Below are 18,344 nucleotides of genomic sequence, written 5' to 3' on the forward strand. Positions count from 1 at the left end.
TGCAATCGCGTAGGGCAGCGCCATGACCGACCCTGCCTTGACCCCGCTCCATCTGGGCCAGACCAGCGCCCTTCCCGCCCGCCCGGAAGAGGCGGTGCTGGATTATGTCCCCAATCCGCGCCCCGGCCGCAATTATCTGGTCCGCTTTGCCGCGCCGGAATTCACATCGCTCTGCCCGGTGACGGGCCAGCCCGATTTCGCGCATCTGGTGATCGATTATGCGCCCGGCGACACGATCGTCGAATCCAAATCGCTCAAGCTGTTTCTGGGCTCATTCCGCAATCATGCCGCCTTTCACGAGGATTGCACGGTGGGCATCGGCGAACGGCTGTTTACGGAGATGAAGCCGGTCTGGCTGCGTATCGGCGGATATTGGTATCCGCGCGGGGGCATCCCCATCGATGTGTTCTGGCAATCGGGCGCGCCGCCGCAGGATTTATGGCTGCCCGCGCAGGATGTGCCCGGCTATCGCGGGCGGGGATGAAGAACCAAATCCGTTCGGGCTGAACCTGTCGAAGCCTCGTCGCTCTGCGGCCCTTCGACAGGCTCAGGGCGAACGGAGGGCGGCGCTATGCGCCTCCCACTGTTTGACGAACGCACAACAATGTTCGACCAGCGACATCGCGACGCCATGTCATCGCGTGACCGATGCAGCGAAACGGGCTATCCCGCGTTTCATCACGGTGCCGGTCCGATCGGACCCAAGCCTGTCTGACGTGTCGGAGTCTGAAATCCTATGTCGCTTGCCAAAATCCTGCCGCTGCTGATCGCGGCCGCACCCATCGCCCTTGCCACGCCCGCGCTGGCGCAATCTGCTTCTTCGGCCGGTACCGCCGCCGGTCCCGCTGCCGGAATCACCACCCAATTGCCGCGTGGCGCTGCGCCGACCCATTATGCCATTGAAGTGACGCCCGATGAGGCGAACCTCTCCTTCACCGGCAAGGTGATGATCGACGTCACAGTCAGCAAGGCGATGCCCACCCTGGTGCTGAACGCCGCTGACCTCAGCATTGGCGACGTCATGCTGACCCCGGCAAAGGGCAAGGCGATGAAGGGCAGCGCCAAGGTGGATGCCGAGGCGCAGACCGTGACGCTGGATTTCGGCAAGCCGCTGACGCCGGGCCAGTATAAGCTGGCGATCGCCTATGCCGGTGTCATCAACACGCAGGCGAACGGGCTGTTCGCGCTCGACTATACCAATAATGAAGGCCAGGCGAAGCGCGCGCTGTTCACCCAGTTCGAGGCGCCCGATGCCCGCCGCTTCGTGCCGAGCTGGGACGAGCCAAGCTATAAAGCGACGTTCGATCTGAGCGCGATCATTCCGACCGGCGAACTGGCGGTCGGCAACATGCCGGTGAAAACCACCAAGGATCTGGGCGGCGGCAAGACCCAGGTGACGTTCGGCACCAGCCCCAAAATGTCCTCCTACCTGCTCTTCTTCGGCCTTGGCGAACTGGAGCGCGCGACCAAGATGTCGGGCGCGACCGAAGTGGGCGTGATCACGGGCAAGGGCAACAGTGGCAAGGCGACGCTGGCACTGGACGCGTCAGTCAATATCCTGCCCTATTTCAACGATTATTTCGGCGTGCCCTATCCGCTGCCCAAGCTCGACAATGTTGCCGGGCCGGGCCAGAGCCAGTTTTTCAGCGCGATGGAAAATTGGGGCGCCATCTTCACCTTTGAACGCGCGCTGCTGGTCGATCCGCGCTTCACATCCGAAGCGACCAAGCGGCGCATCTACGAAACCGTCGCGCATGAAATGGCGCATCAATGGTTCGGCGATCTGGTCACCATGGCCTGGTGGGACGATCTCTGGCTGAACGAGGGTTTCGCCAGCTGGATGGCGACCAAGGTGACCGACAAGCTGCAACCCGACTGGGAAATGCTGCTGACCCGCGTGGACGGGCGCGAGGCGGCGATGAGCCTCGATTCGCTCGCGACCACCCATCCGGTTGTGCAGAAAATCACCACGGTCGATCAGGTCAATCAGGCGTTCGACGCCATCACCTACCAGAAGGGTGAGGCGGTCATCACCATGCTGGAGGGCTTTGCCGGCGAGGATGTGTGGAAGAATGGCATCCGCAGCTATATGAAGGCACACGCCTATGGCAACACCGTGACCGATGACCTGTGGAAGGCAGTCGAAGGTGCGGGCGCCAAGGGTCTGGTCGCGATCGCCCATGATTTCACCAGCCAGCCGGGCATCCCGCTGGTGACGGTCGAAAGCGCGCAATGCCAGGGCGGGCAGACGGTGCTGAGCCTGAGCCAGGGCGAATATAGCCGCGATGCCAAGGGCAAGGCGCCGCTGAAATGGAATGTGCCGGTGATGGCGCAGACGATCGGCGGCGCGCCGCAGCGGTTGATTTTGCAGGGCAAGGGACAGATGACGCTGCCCGGTTGCGGTGCCTATGTCGTCAATGCGGGGCAGACGGGCTATTATCGCTCGCTCTATCCCGCCGCCAATGTGCAGGCGCTGGCCAAGGATTTCACCAAGCTGGCCTCGATCGACCAGACCGGATTGCTGGCGGATAATTTCCAGCTGGGGCTGGCCGGTTATCAGCCGATCGGGCTGGCGCTGGACCTGATCGACGCAGTGCCGATGGCCGCCAGCCCCGCCGTGCTGGCGGAGGTGCCGGGCTATCTCGACAGTGCCTATGCCATGCTGGAAAGCGACAAGGCGGCGCAGGGTCGGGTCGCGGCCTATACGTCGGCCAAGCTGACCCCGGCGCTCACGGCCATCGGCTATGATGCGAAGGCGGGCGAAGGCGCGCAGGTGCCGGTGCTGCGATCGGCACTAGTATCCACGCTGGGCGATATGGGTGACAAGGCGGTGGTCGCCGAAGCCAACCGTCGCTTTGCCGCGCTGGCGAGCGATCCCGCCGCGCTCGACGGGCCGCTGCGCAATGTGTGGCTGGCGATCATCGCGAAGAATGCGGACCAGGCAACCTGGGACAAGCTGCGCGCAATGGCCAAGGGTGCCAAGACCGATCTGGAAAAGAGCAGCCTGTTCGCGCTGCTGGGTGCGGCGAAGGATGAGAAGCTGGGTCAGCAGGCGCTCGATCTGGCGCTGACCGACGAGCCGGGCAAGACGACCAGCGCGGCGATCATCGCGCAGGTCGGCGCTGAACATCCGATGCTGGCGGTCGATTATGTGCTGGCGCACCGGGCGCAATATGAGGCGCTGATCGACGTGTCGGCGCGCAGCCAGGCCCTCGCACGGCTCGGCGGCGGATCGGCGGACCCGGCGATGGCGACCAAGCTGGACGCCTATGCGACCCAATATCTGACGCCCGAATCGCGCAAGGTGGTGGATCGGTCCATCGCCGCGATCAAGACGCGGATCGAAACGCGCAATCGGCTGAAGGCGCCGCTGGCGGCCTGGTTCGCCGGACAAAAGTAAAAGTTGATCGCTCCCCTCCCGCTTGCGGGAGGGGTCGGGGAGGGCGTGTACAGCCCCTCCCCTAACCCCTCCCTGAAGGGAGGGGCATTACAGCCCCAGCGCCTTCACGATATCGTCCCACGCCACGAGCTTGAAATTCTGCGCCGCCGCCGCGTTGTGGCCGTCCTGCGCCACGAACAGCCCGCCGGGGAATTGCGGGCCGAAATCGCCCAGCATCAGCTCGATGCCGTCGGTTTCTTCCGATCCGCCAATCGCGCCATCGACCACGCGGAAACGGCCGACATAGGCGTCGTCGGACAGGCGATAGGCGACATAGGCATTGTCGCCCTGGCTGGAAACGAGGACATAGCCGTCCTTCTCACCCATGGGCGCGATGGCGACGCCTTCGGCATCCATGACCAGATTCTTGCCGTCCGCCGCCGCGATCAGCACTGGCGTGGCCGGGCCGGTCGCGCGCGCATCGAAACGCCACAGGCCGACATCTTCCTCCGCGACATAAAGGCGTGCCGTGCGGTCATCGACGGCGCAGCCTTCCGATTGCGTACCCAGTTTGAGCGTGCGGACGATGCGACCCATGGGCGCTGCGCCGGACATGTCGAGCGCGACCTGATTGATCGTCCCGTCCTTCAGCACGATGAAGGCGTAAAGCCCGTCAGCGTCGGACCCCATACAGATGCCATAGGCTTCGCCAGCGCCGCCATCGACCTTGCCCAACGCGGTCAGCTTGGCGGTGGCGGGATCGAGTCGGAAGAGCGCGATCTTGGCATCAGCAACAGCGCTGCGGTCGCTGGCGGCGACCAGAATGCCGCGCTCGCCGTTGATCGTCACCCCATCCTTCAGATCGACATTATTGACCCGGCCCGCGTCCAGAAAGTCGCGCACCTTGCCGTCCAGACCATAGACATAAAGGCCCGCCTTCTTGTCCGTGCCCACGATCAGGCTGGCGGCAGGATCAGCAGCATTGCGCCAGATCGCGGGATCGTCCGCCGCGTCCGCATTGGTCGTGCCGACCGGCGCAGTCTCGCCGCGCGCAGTCACGGAGACGGCGGGCGTGGCATTGGCGATGCGAACCGACACCGGGACTTCCCGTTCGCCCGTCGTCGCGCAGGCGGCGAGGGCGAGCAAGGGCAGGGCGGAGACGATCGCTTTCATCAGAAATTCACCGCCATGCCGAACTTCACGGTCCAGTTATATTCTTCAAATTGCAGCAGACGCTTGTTGCCGTTGAAGTTTTGATAGGCGAAATATTTGGCGTTGTTGACGTTCACCCAGTCTGCGAGCAGGCGCACGCCCGGCAGAACCTTATATTTGGCTGACAGGTCGAGCTGGAAATGATTGTCGACGATCCGGTCCGTGTCGGGCGCGTCGCCGACCTCGTCCAGATATTTGCTGCGATAGGTGCCGGCTGCGCGCAGCGAGAGGGGACCCTTTTCATAGCCCAGCACGGCGTTGGCGGTGTGCTTCGATGCGTTGGGCAGGCCGATGGTGCGCAGATAGGCATTATCGTCACCATCATAGCTGGTGATCTTCGCCTTGGCGTCGGTATAGCTGTAATTGAGGTTCACCAGCAGTCCGTCAAGCGGCGAAGGCAGAAAGTTCAACACCTGGCTGAAGGACAGTTCGACGCCCTTCACCTTGGCGGTGTCGCCATTCACGAAGTAGGACGCTTCGCTATAGGCAACGCCGTTATAGCTGCCATTGTCAAAGTCGCGGATCTGCGCGGTATAGTTTTTGATCGATTTCCAGAACAGGCCAGCGGTCAGCGCACCATTGCGGCTGAAATACCATTCAGCCGACGCATCCAGGTTCCAAGCGCGGAATGGCTTGAGATCCGGGTTGCCGAATTCGGCCGCGCCATCCTCGTCCCGCAGGAAACGCGGCGCGAGTTGCGACAGCTTCGGACGGACCAGGCTCTTATAGCCCGCGGCACGGAAAACCAGCCCCTGCGACGGTTCCAGGCGCGCAGTCAGGCTGGGCAGCCAGTCGGTATAATGTTTGGTGAAGATGTTGGGCGTTATGCTGTTTTCATCGCCATCGGTATCGACCAGATTCCCACGCAGGACATTGCGGGTCTGTTCCATGCGTACGCCGCCGATCAGACGCAGCGTCTCACTGTCCCAACGCCCCATCAGATATGTGGCCAGCACATCTTCCTTCGCGTCATAGTCGGCAGCGGCGGACTCATATTCGCTGGCGACGGGGTCCAGCCGGAACGCGCTCTGATTAGCATAGAAATAATCGGTGGCTGCGCCCTTGGCCGGGACCGGACCGATATTGGCCAGACGATAGGTCTGGTCACCCAATACATCCGCCAGATCGAGATCGGATTTGTCATAATAGTTCATGTTGAAGTCATAGCTTTTCTTGCGCCAGCGCGCCTTCATGCCTGCCTGGACGGTGAAGGTGCCGCTATCCGTTGCGAAGGCGCGGGCAATATCGCCCTTGATCGCATATTCGCGGTCGCGAGAATCGGACAGGATTGTCTGCTCGACGCGGTTGAATGCATATTCCGACGGGTCGTTGAACAGATCAGCGCCGCTGGTTACGTCGAATGTCGGGATGCGCGGGTCGGCATAGTTGAAATTCACGTCCACGCCATCTCCGTCGAAACGGGCGCGCCAGCGGATCGGATCGATCGATCCGGCTTCCTTTTCGCTCGATTCCGACCAGCTGCCCGAATAGATCAGCTTCCATGGCCCGGTTTCCGTGGTGCCGCCCAAAACCAGCGACTTGATGCGTTGCCGTTCGAACCGGTCTTTAAGATCCCGGCGCACTTCGATGCGACCGTCCTCATCGGTGAAGTTTGCGCTGTCGGCACCACCTGATGCAGGCTGCTCGTCCAGAACGAAGGTCAGGCGGCGGCGATATTCATGGTCGTCAAACTGATTGTAGATACCGCGCGCGTACAATTTCGTGGTGTCGCTGGGCATCCAGTCCATGTTGAGCGTGGCGCCGATCCGCTTGCGGGCCACGTCATAGTCGCGATATTCCAGCGTTTCGGCATAGTCGATGCCATCGTCGCTGCTGGTCCAGTCGGCCGCCTCGATATTATCGGTTTCAAACCGGCGCTTATAATAGCTCAGGCCACCTGAAATGCCGAACCGATCGGTCAGTCGGGTCGAAAAGTCGACGCTGCCCTTTGGCGTGACGGTGTTGGCATAATCGTTGTAACTGCCCTCCACCTTTGCAGAATAGAGATCCTTCTTCCGGTCGAAGGCGCTGGTGGTGTTGATTTCGATCGACGCGCCTATCGTGTCGGCGTCCATATCGGGCGTCAGCGACTTCTTGACCTCGATCGATTCGATCAGTTCGGATGGGACGACATCCAGCGCGACCGATCGAACGTCGCTTTCGGGCGCGGGCAGGCGGGCGCCATTGACCGATGCGGCGTTGAGTTCGGGGTCAAGGCCACGGACCGATACGAAGCGGCCTTCGCCCTGGTCGTTCAGGATGTTGACGCCAGGCAGGCGGCGCAGCGATTCAGCGACATTCTGGTCAGGAAACTGGCCGATGGCGTCGCGGGTCAGGACGCTTTCGACGCCGTCGGCTGCACGTTGGCGCGATAGGGCGGACGCCTGGTTGGCCAGCTGACCCACAACGATGATGGATGAATCGATGTCCGACCCGATGCGAATGTCGGCATCGACATCGCCGCTGGCAGGCACGACTACCGTGGTGCGGACCGGATCGGCACCGGTATAGCGCGCTTCGATGGTATAGGTGCCGGGCGCCATGTCGGGGAAGCGGTAGCTGCCGTCGCGTCCGGCTTCAGCAATGTGGCCGGTTTCGACAATGCGCAATTGGGTCGATTGCAGGGCGCGGGTGCCGGTGCCGTCGGACACGGTGCCCGTGATTGTGCCGGCAATTGCTGCAGCGGGGCTGGCGAGCGCAAGCATGATGGCAAAGCGGCTCACGCCGCGAAGGCGGTGGTTCATCGTTAGGACTCCCTGTTGTGCGCGGCAATGCGGTATTGGTCCGCCCGCCTGTCGTTGGGGCGCGCATTGGGAGATTGATGTTACAGGGTCATTCCAGAACCGTGACAAATTCGTGAAGGCTGCATTTATGACGTTACGGCGCGCGCAAGCCGACTGGGGCAGCCCATTTCGTGCGAGAGGCGGTTAATCCCGGCCCACGTCAGGGCGCGACGTTCAGATAGGCTGCGACGGCGTCGACGCTTTCGCCCACTGTATCGACCGCTTCCTCCAGTTCCTCGCGCGATACGCCGAAACGGCGGGTCCAATAGTCGACCGCCTCGGCATCATCCAGACTGACCTGGTTTACGTCCGGCGGCCCTGCATGGTTATGGTCGTTGATCATCGCTGCGCCCGTCTAGTGAGTCTTCCCAAAGTATCAGCAATGCACAAATAGCGATCCGTTTCCGCTTCCCTTTAGGACAGGGCTTGACGGATGTCGTCAGGCCAGGGGCGCGGAAGCCCAGCGCCTCAACTTGGCGTACAGGCCGCCGATCACCGATGCGAAGATCAGGATCGACAGGGGAATGGCCAAGTGGCTTTCGCCGACCAGCGCGAGGGGCGTATCGCTGTCCGTCGCCGCGACGATCCCGGCGAAGGCGACGCCGAACAGGCTTTCGCCCACGATGAAACCCGTGGCCATCAGCACGCCCATCCGCTCGGCAAATTCCGGGTGCGACTGGCGCAGCGCCCAGCGATTGTAGAGATGGCCGATCACCGCGCCGACCGGGATCAGCAGGGTGAGCGCCATCGGCAGATAGATGCCCATGCCCACCGCCAGCGGAGGCAGGCGCAGCTTGCCTGCCTTGCCCAGCAATTCATCCACCAGCACGACGACCGCACCGATCCCCGCGCCGATGCCGATCAATCCCCAGTCGAGATCGCCGCCGAGCACGCCCTTGGCCAGGGCCGAAATGAGCGCGGCCTGCGGGGCGGGCAGGGCATTGGGTCCGGCCCCCGGCGCCCCGGCGAAACCGAAGGCGCTGTTGAGCAGGTCGAGCACCGGCGGGATGACGAGCGCGCCGAACAGCACGCCCAGGATCAGCGCGATCTGCTGCTTCCACGGGGTCGCGCCGACCAGCTGGCCGGTTTTCAAATCCTGCAGATTGTCGTTGGAAATGGTAGCGATGCCGAACACGATCGCGGTGGTGAACAGCGCATAGGCGACCAGCGCCTGCGCGCGATCGGGATCGCCGCCGGAGCCGTAGATCGCTGCCAGCATCAGCGACGCGCCCAGCACGGCCAGGATGCCGACGCCCGAAATCGGGCTGTTGGACGCGCCGATCAGGCCGGCCATATAGCCGCAGACCGATGCGATGACGATGCCCGCGACCAGCACATAGGCCAAAGTCAGCGCGATCACCGGAATGGGATTGGCCGCGATCGGCCCGCCCTGGGCAAAAATCCACAGCAGCACGCCGATGGGCAGCATTGACGCAATGATGGTGCCGCCGACAATGCCGATCGGCAGGTCGCGCTCGGTCAGTTCCAGCAGGCCGGCATTGCCCGCCTTGCGCGTGGCGTTGGCGACCATGGCGGACCGGATGCCGCTGACGATGGGGCCAAGGATTTTGAGCAGGGTCCAGATCGCGGCGACGCCGATCGTCCCTGCGCCGATGAAGCGCGCCTTCATGCGGAAGGTGGTGCCGACCAGATCAGCCAGGTCCGCGCCGGCGGGCAAGGGCGCTGTCAGGTAGGGGACGATGCCGACCCAGCTGATCAGCAGGCCCACGAACATGGCAACGCCGACCGACAGGCCGACCAGATGCCCAACGCCGATCAGCGCCATGGAAAAGCTGGTCGACATGGATGTCGCACCTGCACCGAATTTGAAGAAGGTTGCGGCTTCCTCAGCCAGCAGCCGGGTCTTGGCGACGATGGAAAAGGCAGCGGCGGCCAGCGCGCTCAGCAGGATCGCGGACAGGCCGCGCTTGTTTTCTTCCTCGCCCAGCCGCGATCCGGCGCCGACCTTCAGCACTTCGGCGGCGGCGACGCCTTCGGGATAGGGGAGGGGCGATCCGGTGACGAGCGCGCGGCGCAGCGGCACGGAATACATGACGCCCAATATGCCGCCCAGGGCGATGGTGCAGGCTGAAAGCCAGTAGGGAAAGCCCTGCCACCAGCCGATGATGACCAGCCCCGGCAGCACGAAGATGATCGCGGACAAGGTGCCTGCGGCCGACGCGATGGTCTGGACGATATTATTTTCCAGGATCGTGCCGGTTGCGAACAGGCGCAGCACCGCCATCGAGATGACGGCGGCGGGGATCGATGTGGCGAAGGTCAGCCCGATCTTGAGCCCAAGATAGACGTTGGCGGCAGTGAAGATGAGCGTGATGAGCGCGCCGAGGATCACCCCGCGCAGCGTCAGTTCGGCCATCGCGCTGGCCTGTGCCTTCTCCATTGTCACCCTTTATCCCCTTGGCTCGGCGCTTGTCGCCCGGACTTGTAATAATGTTGCTTGGCTATGGATCAATCGGAAAGTGCAATCGGGTGGCTCAGGAGGCCTTTCTTGTCGCATTTGGCGTCTGGGTGGCGTGATCGAGCCAATTGTCGACCAGTCGCGTCCAGCGCTGGTAGCCGCGCGGATTCATATGCAGTCCGTCCGGGCGAAAGAGCGAGGCGTCGGGCAGACCGTCACGCGCCAATAACAGGCTGCCGACGTCTAGGAAGGTGAAGCGCTCCTTCGCGGCGCGATGGGCGATCGCCTGATTCACCGCCGCCATTTTGGACCATAAGGTCCAGCGGATCGGGCTGGGTTTCAGGGAAAGGAAGGCGATCGCCGCGCGCGGATAGTCGCTGCGCAGCCGCTTGAGCAGGGTCAATATGTCGGTGGTGACCCGGTCGGGGCTGGCGCCCGCAGCCAGGTCATTCTCGCCGACATAGACGACGATCGTGCGCGGTTCGATCGGCGGGAGAAGGCGACGATAATAGCGCAACACGTCGGGGGTGCTGGCCCCGCCAAAGCCGCGATTGACGGTCGGAATGTCGGTAAAGCTTGCCGCTATGTCCCACAGTCGGATGCTGGAACTGCCCAGGAACAGGGTCGCGCCATCGACCGGAGGGCTTTTGGCATTGGCCTTGGCAAAAGCCTCGATCTCCCGCGCGAACGGAAAGGCGGGGTCGGGATTGGGCGGCCGATCCTGCGCCTGCGCGCCAGCCGCGCCGGGCACGGCGAGCGCCAGCAGCAGCGCGGCGGTCGCCCTAGTGGCGATGGAGGTGGCGCAGGCGATATTTGCCGTCCGCATAGGCACCGAACATACCTGTAATGGCAGGGTGATCGACCGGCTCGTCACTGTCGTCGGCGATCAGATTCTGCTGGCTGACATAGGCCACATAGCTGGATTCGCCATTTTCGGCGAGCAGATGGTAGAATGGCTGCTGCTTGTCTGGCCGCGCATGTTCAGGGATGGCGTCATACCATTCCTCGCTATTGGCGAACACCGGGTCAATGTCGAACACGACGCCGCGAAAGCCAAACATGCGATGCTTGACGACGTCGCCAATGCTGAAGCTGGCATGGACAATCGGCGGCGCGCTGACGCCCGTGCCGAAAATCTGAATCGTGTTTCTCATATGTCCAATTTAGGAGCCTTCGCCCGCCACACAAGAAAAATACCGACAAGCCTGCTTGGCAAGGCGGGATTCATTCGCTAATGGCCGCGCTCGACCCGGTTGGGACGGGCTTTTCCTGTGCGAAAAGCCGCATGTCCCGGCCTTCTGCGGAGAGGTGGCAGAGTGGTCGAATGCACCGCACTCGAAATGCGGCGTGCCGGTGACGGTACCCAGGGTTCGAATCCCTGCCTCTCCGCCAGTTTTCTGTCGATCCATTGCTGTCGTGGTGCTTTTGCGCGATAAGGGCGGTGTTTCCCATGTCGTCGCTTCCCATTCTCTACAGCTTCCGCCGCTGCCCTTATGCGATGCGCGCCCGGCTGGCTTTGCTGGTGAGCGGGCAGGCGGTTGCGCTGCGCGAAGTGGTGTTGCGCGACAAGCCGGATGCGTTGCGGCAGGCATCGGCCAAGGCGACCGTGCCGGTGCTGGTGCTGCCCGATGGGCAGGTGATCGACCAGAGTATCGACATCATGCGTTGGGCGCTGGGGCGGGCCGATCCGGAAGGATGGCTGATGCGGGACGATGCTGGCCTGATCGCCGCCAATGACGGCCCGTTCAAGATGCATCTGGACCGGACCAAATATCCCGATCGCCATGGCAGCGATCCGGCGGTCCACCGCGGCGCGGCGCTGGACTGGCTGCATGTGCTCGACCGTCGATTGCACATAAGCGCGCAGCTATGCGGCGCGGCGCGCGGATTGGCCGACATGGCGATCTTCCCCTTCGTCCGCCAGTTCGCGGCAATCGACCCGGCCTGGTTCGAAGCGCAGCCGCTGCCCCATCTGCGTCGCTGGCTCGACATCCATTTGCATAGTCCCCTGTTTGCCGCCGCGATGCTGCGCGTCCCGCCCTGGCGCGAGGGTGACGCGCCGGTGATTTTTCCGCCTGTAGCGGCCAAGGAAACTATTATCTGAATCGATCGCGAAAAAATGGCGGACAGTTCGGAAATATTGCCAACCAATGGCAAAAAATTCACGCCATGTTCAGAAGCTGAGTTAAAAATTCACGGTTTTCCGCGATTTTTTCAAACTGGCACGCCTCCTGCAACGTTGTCGGCATGATCCAATACGGATCGCCAACCATCATTCAGGGAGACATTCATCATGAAGACCATCGCTTTCGCCGCCGCCGTTGTTGCCGCCACGCTCGCCGTTTCGGCCGCCAGCACCCCCGCTTTTGCCGAGGCACGGGGCAGCTTTGGAAAAGCCAAGGTGACCTATGACGCCAAGACCGACCGCTATTGCTTCCGCGAAACCGTGACCGGTTCGCTGATCCCCGTCACCCAGTGCCAGTCGAAGGGCGAATGGGCCCGCAACGGCCTGACCATCAGCCGCAAGTCGAGCGTCCAGCTGGCCCAGCGCTGACACTGTTGCAGGCACCCGCGTCAGGGTGCCCCCCAATCTTCAGGGTGGCCGGTCCTGCCAGACCGGCCTGACCCGATTCCGGCTGCCGTGCCGAACCCGGCGCGCCACGCCGCCGCCCACCCCAAAGCATTTCTGTCTCGCTGCCCAGCATTGCTTGCGCGATTTTTGTCTATAGGATCGATAGATAAGCTGCGTGAGTCGGCAGGGGGATGCATGATCGAACGATATGGGCAGGACGGGCGCTTTGCCCGATTGCGGGCGCGTTTGGCGCGGGCGCTCTTGCGCGAACCCACGGTGATTTTGCTGGAGCGGGATGCCGATACCTTCATGCGGGCGCATGATCAGGGCAATCGGCCTGGCCAGCCCTGCGAAGCGATCCGCTGACCCCTTCGCAACTGCAATATCCACCCTATATGGAGGCGGTCTTTCACCTGCACGCAAGGAACCTCCATGGCCACCAGTCCCCGTACCGTGACCCGCGCGGTCGATCCGTTATTTGTGGAACGCTGGTCGCCCCGCGCCTTTGACAGGTCGCCCGTCCCGCAGGGGGATCTTGATACGCTGTTCGATGCGGCCCGCTGGGCGCCGTCGGCGTTCAATTACCAGCCATGGCGTTTTCTCTATGCCCATCGCGACAGCGCCGACTGGAGCCGGTTCCTTGGCCTTTTGTTGCCCTTCAACCAAAGCTGGGTGCAGCATGCCGGCGCGCTGGTCTATATCCTGTCCGACACGCTGACTGCCGCGCCGGGATCGGACGATTTAAAGCCGTCGCACAGCCACAGTTTCGATGCGGGCGCAGCCTGGGCCTTGCTGGCGCTGCAGGCGACGCGGCTGGGTTATCACACCCATGCGATGAGCGGCGTGGATTTCGATGCCGCCCGCGCCGAACTGGCGGTGCCGGACCGTTTCCGTATCGAGGCTGCGGTGGCGATCGGGCGGATGGGCGACAAGTCGGCCCTGCCCGAAGCCTTGCAAGCGCGCGAGGTGCCAAGCGACCGCAAGGATATCGCGACGTTCGCCCGACCGGGAAATTTCGTGGATTAAGGCGTCAGCCCGACCGGGCAACCGGCAGCGTCAAATCCTGCGCAACCCGCGCGCCGAGCATCCGGCCAGACAGCCAGGCCAGTTCGACGCGCGGCCCCAGTAGCCAGTCGCCGCACGCGCCCAGCCGGATATGGTCGTTCCACAGCGCGCCATTGTCGGTGCCGCGCGTCATGGCGAAGCGCCAGCGGTGCGCGGTAAGGTACGCCACAGGCGGCAACGCGGCCCCGCCGGTCATCTGCCCCAGCGCATCGAGCAACAGGGGGGCGATGGTGTCGGGGCTTTCCTCCAGATGGGTGGCCGACCAGGCGCCATTGGCCTGCACGACCCAGGCTTCCGGCCCGTCGCGTCCCGGCTTGGCGCTGTTGCGCGCCGCCCATGACAGGATGCCGCCGCCGGTCAGATGATCGACCGGCAGGTCGACGGGTCCGGTAAAGGCGATCATCGCGGTCCAGCAGGGTTGCGATCGCGCCGTCATCGCCACCCGCGCCATCGCCAGATCGTGCAGACCCAATATGGTGGCGGCCTGTTCGGAAGGCAGCGCGACGATGGCCGCGTCAAACGGTCCCTCCATGCCCGCGTCCAGCCGCACCCACCAACCGGCCGCGTCGCGTTGCAGGCCATGGACATGATGCAGGAAATCCACCCGATGGGCGGCCGCCATATGGCGGATCGGCGCGTTCATCGCCGGGTTGCCGATCCAGGCGTCGGCCCCGGCTTCAGGCCAGGGAACAGCGACCCCGGCTGCGGCCCAGCCATCGACCTGAAGGCGGAACAGCGGGTCGCGCACGGTAAAATATTGGGCGCCATGATCGAAACTGGCGGTGCCGATCGCGGTTTCCACCCGGCGGGTCGACATGCGGCCGCCCGGCCCGCGCCCCTTGTCGAACAGGCGCACGGCGATGCCATCCTCCGCCAGCCGGTCGGCGCAGGCCAGCCCGGCCATGCCTGCGCCTATGATTGCCAGCGTCACCCTGTGATGTCCTGTTTCAATAGCCCACCGTCAATAGCCCATCAGCGCAAGCAGTTCGCGGCGGCTGGCGCGATCGTCGAGGAAGCAGCCGAGCAGGCGGCTGGTGACCATCGCGACGCCGGGCGTACGCACGCCCCGGCCCGTCATGCAGCCATGCTGCGCCTCTATCACCACCGCGACGCCATGGGGCTGGAGATGATCCTGAATGCTTTGCGCCACTTCGGCGGTCAGCCGTTCCTGCACCTGTAACCGCCGGGCAAAGCCGTGCAGCACGCGGGCAAGCTTCGATATGCCCACCACCCGGTTGCGCGGCAGATAGGCGATCGAAGCCTTGCCGGTGATCGGCGCCATATGATGTTCGCAATGCGACTGGAACGGAATGTCCTTCAGCAGGACGATCTCGTCATAGCCGCCGACTTCCTCGAACGTGCGGGCCAAATGGCGGCCGGGATCTTCCTCATAGCCGGTGCAATAATCGCGCCATGCCCGCCCGACCCGTGCCGGCGTATCGCGCAAACCTTCGCGGTCCGGATCGTCCCCGGCCCAGCGAATCAGCGTTCGCACCGCGTCCTGCACGGCTTCAGGCACGATCGGGCGGCCATCATCGTCGAAAGCATAGCCGCCAAGGCCAGTTGGGATAAAATTCATGGCCTTTCCCTTTCGTTCATCAGGGGCCTGGTGCAGCCTGCTTGCGGCAGGCGGGGCATTTGGGGCAACATGCCCAAAGGGGCACCGCATCCGCCGATCGCCCGCCAGTCTGTGAGTGCCCATGTCTCTGTCTGAAATGATCGCCAACAGCGCGATCGCCGCCGTGATCAGCAACCCCCGCCTGCCCGACAATCCGATTGTCGAATGCAATGAAGCCTTCATTGCGCTGACCGGCTATACGCGGGATGAAATTGTCGGGCGCAATTGCCGCTTCCTGTCCGGGCCGGATACCGAACCCTGGCTCAGCGAGACGATCCGCGCTGGCGTGCGCGAACGGCGGCCGGTGCTGGTGGAGATATTGAATTACCGCAAGGACGGCACGCCGTTCCGCAACGCGGTGATGGTCGCGCCCATTTTTGGCGTCGATGGCGAACTGGACTATTTTCTGGGCTCGCAAATGGCGGTGGAAAGCCCGGACGCGACGGGCGCGGAACGATCGTCGGGCGCGCGTGAGCGGATCGCTGCATTGACGTCGCGCCAGCGTGACGTGCTGATCGCGATGGCGGCGGGCAAGCTCAACAAGCAGATCGCCTGGGATCTGGGCCTGACCGAACGCACGGTGAAGATGCACCGCGCCGCGATGCTCAAGGCGCTGGGCGTCAGGACCGGAGCGGAAGGGATCAGGCTGGCGATAGAGGCTGGCTATTAGGGCGCCCGTGATGTGGGTGCTGCTCGGCATCGCGGTGATCGTTGCGGGTTTCGTGCTGCGCTTCAACCCGCTGCTCGTCATCCTGGCGTCGGCGGTCGTGACGGGGATCGCGGCCGGGCTCGATCCGCTCGCCATCCTCGCCGCCTTTGGCAAGGCGTTCAACGAAGCGCGCTATGTCAGCATCATCTGGATCGTGCTGCCGGTGGTCGGGCTGCTGGAGGCGCATGGGTTGCAGGAACGCGCGCGCGGATTGATCGGGCGGATGCGCGGGGCGACGGTCGGGCGTTTCCTGACCTTCTATCTGCTGGCGCGGCAGGGGTTGGCGGCGGTGGGGCTGACATCGGTGGCGGGCCATGCGCAGACCGTGCGCCCGCTGGTCGCGCCGATCGCGGAGGCCGCCGCAGAACGCCAGTCGGGCGATCTGGACGATGCGGAGCGGGAGCAGGTCAAGGCGATGGCGGCGGCGACCGACAATGTCGGGCTGTTCTTTGGCGAGGATATATTTCTGGCGATCGGGTCGATCCTGCTGATCAAGGGGCTGCTGGAACAATATGGCATCAGCCTTGAGCCGCTCCAGCTGTCGGTCTGGGCCATCCCGACCGCGATCGCCGCCTTCCTAATCCACGGGTTCAGGCTGTGGCGGCTCGACCGTCGCCTGAACCGGGCGGAACGGCCATGATCACGCTGCACTGGGTCTATGCGCTGGCAGGCGCGATCTTTGCCGCCTTTGCGCTGCTGGGCGTCAACGACACCAGCAATCCGCGCGCCCGCCGGACGGCCGCTTTCTGGGCGCTGCTGGCGCTGTCGATGTGGGCCGGGGATTCGCTGGGCGATCTGGGCAATGGCGTGCTGGTGCTGGGGCTGGTGGCGCTGGCGGCGTCCGGGCTGGGCCGGGGCGGCGGCATGGTGCCGGACAGGGTGCGGCAGGAACGGGCAGGGCGTTTTGGCAACGGGCTGTTCGCCATTGCGCTGGTCATACCGGCCACCGCTTTGGTCGGCACCTTGCTCTTCAAGGGCGTGCCAACCTGGGTCGATGGCAAGCAGGCGACGCTTATTGCGCTGGCGCTGGGCGTGGTGATCGCCCTGATCGCTGGCTGCCTGTGGCTGCGCGCCGGGCCGATCGTCCCGATGCAGCAGGGGCGGCGGCTGATGGATCAGGTCGGCTGGGCCGCGATCCTGCCGCAGATGCTTGCCAGCCTGGGCGCGGTATTTGCGCTGGCCGGGGTCGGTGACGCGGTCGGCGGGCTTGTGAGCCAGGCGATTCCGCAGGGCAGTTTGCTCGGCGCGGTGATCGCCTATGGCCTTGGCATGGCGCTCTTCACCATCGTCATGGGCAACGCCTTTGCCGCTTTCCCGGTGATGACCGCCGCCATCGGCATACCCCTGCTGATCCGCACCTATCACGGCGATCCTGCGATCGTCTGCGCCATCGGGATGCTGGCGGGTTTCTGCGGAACGCTGCTGACGCCGATGGCGGCCAATTTCAACCTCGTCCCTGCCGCCCTGCTGGAACTTAAAGACAAGCATGGCGTCATCAGGCAACAGGTCGGCACGGCTTTGCCGCTGCTGGCCGTCAACATCGCGCTCATTTATTGTCTGGCTTTCCCATGACGCACCTGACCCCCGACATGGCCAATGGCTTTGCCACGCTGACCCTGTCCCATCTGGGACGGCGCTACCCTTACAAGATGGATCTGGTGCTGGCCGGGCCGCAGGATGCGCGCGAACCGGCTGACCATCATCCGATCTTCCACGGCAGTTTCGACTGACATAGCTGCGTCCATGGCTGGTGGCAGGTGATGCGGCTGCTGCGCCTCTACCCGGACATGCCGCAGGCCAGCGCGATCCGGGCGCAGGCAGACGCAATGCTGATCCCCCAAAAGGTCGCGGGTGAACTCGCCTTCCTCGCGCGGCCCACCGCCACGGGTTTTGAACGGCCCTATGGCTGGGCCTGGGCGCTGGCCCTGCATGGCGAACTGGCGCGGCATGAAGCGCCCTGGGCGGCGGCGTTGGAACCATTGGCGCTCGCCTTTGCCGCGCGCTTCCACGACTTCCTGCCAAAGCTTACCTATCCGCTGCGCGTCGGCACCCATTTCAACATCGCCTTTGCCCTGACGCTGGCGCTGGAATGGGCCGAAGGGCGCGATCCCGCGCTGGTGGCGCTGATCCGCGATCGGGCGCTGCACTGGTTCGGCGATGATCGCGCCTGCCAGGCATGGGAGCCGGGCGGCGACGAATTTCTCTCGCCCGCTCTGTGTGAGGCGCTGTTGATGAGCCGCCTGCTGGCGCGGGCCGATTTCGCCGACTGGTTCCACGCCTTCCTGCCGCAACTGGCGCAGGGTGAACCAGCGACCTTATTCACCCCCGCGACCGTGTCGGACCGCAGCGATGGCAAGATCGCCCATCTCGATGGCCTGAACCTCAGCCGAGGCTGGTGCTGGCGCGCGATTGCCGCTGCGCTGGGACCGGGCGATCCGGTCGCGGTATCGGCGCTGGATGCGGCGGAACGGCATATCGCCGCCAGCCTGCCCCATGTCGCTGGCGACTATATGGGGGAACATTGGCTGGCGACGTTCGCGCTGCTGGCGCTGGAACGACCCTCCCCGGCACGGGGCGGGTGAATTTG

At 64.0% G+C, this 18,344-nt stretch carries 17 protein-coding genes, 1 tRNA gene and 1 pseudogene; 11 read left to right on the plus strand and 8 right to left on the minus strand.

The window, feature by feature from the left end; translation table 11 throughout:
• The first annotated feature begins 22 nt into the window (after positions 1-22).
• Together queF and CJD35_RS07010 are read left to right on the plus strand one after the other, a co-directional pair.
• The gene (gene queF / locus CJD35_RS07005; RefSeq protein ID WP_017181686.1) at positions 23-484 is read left to right on the plus strand and encodes a preQ(1) synthase; all 462 of its coding nucleotides are present in this window, start codon (positions 23-25) and stop codon (positions 482-484) included.
• A gap of 252 nt (positions 485-736) precedes the next feature.
• The gene (locus CJD35_RS07010) at positions 737-3,400 is read left to right on the plus strand and encodes a M1 family metallopeptidase (protein WP_095686966.1); all 2,664 of its coding nucleotides are present in this window, start codon (positions 737-739) and stop codon (positions 3,398-3,400) included.
• A gap of 87 nt (positions 3,401-3,487) precedes the next feature.
• Here the strand turns inward: CJD35_RS07010 and CJD35_RS07015 are convergent, their stop codons facing one another.
• The 6 genes from CJD35_RS07015 to hspQ all read right to left on the minus strand — a co-directional run bounded on the left by CJD35_RS07015 (position 3,488) and on the right by hspQ (position 10,947).
• Complete coding sequence (locus CJD35_RS07015) at positions 3,488-4,552, minus strand: phytase (RefSeq protein ID WP_017181683.1); 1,065 nt, start codon at positions 4,550-4,552, stop codon at positions 3,488-3,490.
• Positions 4,552-7,335 (minus strand): TonB-dependent receptor, encoded by a 2,784-nt coding sequence (locus CJD35_RS07020; protein ID WP_017181682.1) that lies wholly within the window; start codon positions 7,333-7,335, stop codon positions 4,552-4,554. The genes CJD35_RS07015 and CJD35_RS07020 overlap by 1 nt, the downstream gene beginning before the upstream one ends.
• A 199-nt stretch (positions 7,336-7,534) precedes the next feature.
• On the minus strand, positions 7,535-7,717 hold the full coding sequence (locus tag CJD35_RS07025; protein ID WP_095686967.1) for a DUF3606 domain-containing protein: 183 nt from the start codon (positions 7,715-7,717) through the stop codon (positions 7,535-7,537).
• Between the two features lie 96 nt (positions 7,718-7,813).
• Positions 7,814-9,775 carry an OPT family oligopeptide transporter gene (locus tag CJD35_RS07030; protein WP_017181680.1) on the minus strand — a complete coding sequence of 654 codons (1,962 nt, stop codon included), beginning with the start codon at positions 9,773-9,775 and terminating at the stop codon, positions 7,814-7,816.
• A gap of 94 nt (positions 9,776-9,869) precedes the next feature.
• Positions 9,870-10,619 (minus strand): GDSL-type esterase/lipase family protein, encoded by a 750-nt coding sequence (locus tag CJD35_RS07035; RefSeq protein ID WP_017181679.1) that lies wholly within the window; start codon positions 10,617-10,619, stop codon positions 9,870-9,872.
• Positions 10,576-10,947, minus strand: a complete 372-nt coding sequence (gene hspQ, locus CJD35_RS07040; RefSeq protein WP_017181678.1) for a heat shock protein HspQ — start codon at positions 10,945-10,947, stop codon at positions 10,576-10,578. Before hspQ ends, CJD35_RS07035 begins: the two co-directional genes overlap by 44 nt.
• Positions 10,948-11,095: 148 nt before the next feature.
• On the opposite strand from hspQ, the gene CJD35_RS07045 reads away from it, so the two are divergent.
• From CJD35_RS07045 to CJD35_RS07060, 5 genes are all read left to right on the plus strand, one after another.
• Positions 11,096-11,185 (plus strand) — tRNA-Ser (locus CJD35_RS07045).
• Between the two features lie 58 nt (positions 11,186-11,243).
• Positions 11,244-11,897 carry a glutathione S-transferase gene (locus CJD35_RS07050; protein WP_095686968.1) on the plus strand — a complete coding sequence of 218 codons (654 nt, stop codon included), beginning with the start codon at positions 11,244-11,246 and terminating at the stop codon, positions 11,895-11,897.
• 189 nt (positions 11,898-12,086) lie between these two features.
• Positions 12,087-12,347, plus strand: a complete 261-nt coding sequence (locus CJD35_RS07055; protein ID WP_017181675.1) for a hypothetical protein — start codon at positions 12,087-12,089, stop codon at positions 12,345-12,347.
• Between the two features lie 213 nt (positions 12,348-12,560).
• Positions 12,561-12,731, plus strand: a complete 171-nt coding sequence (locus tag CJD35_RS22690) for a hypothetical protein (protein WP_017181674.1) — start codon at positions 12,561-12,563, stop codon at positions 12,729-12,731.
• Positions 12,732-12,797: 66 nt separating this feature from the next.
• Complete coding sequence (locus CJD35_RS07060) at positions 12,798-13,391, plus strand: nitroreductase family protein (protein WP_017181673.1); 594 nt, start codon at positions 12,798-12,800, stop codon at positions 13,389-13,391.
• A gap of 4 nt (positions 13,392-13,395) precedes the next feature.
• Here CJD35_RS07060 and CJD35_RS07065 read toward each other — a convergent pair whose 3' ends face one another.
• Positions 13,396-14,361 (minus strand): NAD(P)/FAD-dependent oxidoreductase, encoded by a 966-nt coding sequence (locus tag CJD35_RS07065; RefSeq protein ID WP_037514068.1) that lies wholly within the window; start codon positions 14,359-14,361, stop codon positions 13,396-13,398.
• Positions 14,362-14,391: 30 nt separating this feature from the next.
• Positions 14,392-15,009 carry a GTP cyclohydrolase I FolE gene (gene folE, locus CJD35_RS07070; RefSeq protein ID WP_019051956.1) on the minus strand — a complete coding sequence of 206 codons (618 nt, stop codon included), beginning with the start codon at positions 15,007-15,009 and terminating at the stop codon, positions 14,392-14,394.
• A 121-nt stretch (positions 15,010-15,130) separates the two neighbouring features.
• Here folE and CJD35_RS07075 point away from each other — a divergent pair, with 121 nt between their 5' ends.
• The 4 genes and pseudogenes from CJD35_RS07075 to CJD35_RS07090 all read left to right on the plus strand — a co-directional run bounded on the left by CJD35_RS07075 (position 15,131) and on the right by CJD35_RS07090 (position 18,339).
• The gene (locus CJD35_RS07075) at positions 15,131-15,718 is read left to right on the plus strand and encodes a PAS domain-containing protein (protein ID WP_026002140.1); all 588 of its coding nucleotides are present in this window, start codon (positions 15,131-15,133) and stop codon (positions 15,716-15,718) included.
• Positions 15,719-15,728: 10 nt separating this feature from the next.
• Positions 15,729-16,397, plus strand: a complete 669-nt coding sequence (locus CJD35_RS07080) for a DUF969 domain-containing protein (RefSeq protein ID WP_017181669.1) — start codon at positions 15,729-15,731, stop codon at positions 16,395-16,397.
• Positions 16,394-17,329 (plus strand): DUF979 domain-containing protein, encoded by a 936-nt coding sequence (locus tag CJD35_RS07085; RefSeq protein ID WP_017181668.1) that lies wholly within the window; start codon positions 16,394-16,396, stop codon positions 17,327-17,329. The genes CJD35_RS07080 and CJD35_RS07085 overlap by 4 nt, the downstream gene beginning before the upstream one ends.
• Positions 17,326-18,339, plus strand: a pseudogene (locus tag CJD35_RS07090) (DUF2891 domain-containing protein). The gene CJD35_RS07085 and the pseudogene CJD35_RS07090 overlap by 4 nt, the downstream one beginning before the upstream one ends.
• The last annotated feature ends 5 nt before the right edge of the window (positions 18,340-18,344 follow it).

Source organism: Sphingobium xenophagum (genome assembly GCF_002288285.1).
Lineage (GTDB): Bacteria > Pseudomonadota > Alphaproteobacteria > Sphingomonadales > Sphingomonadaceae > Sphingobium > Sphingobium xenophagum.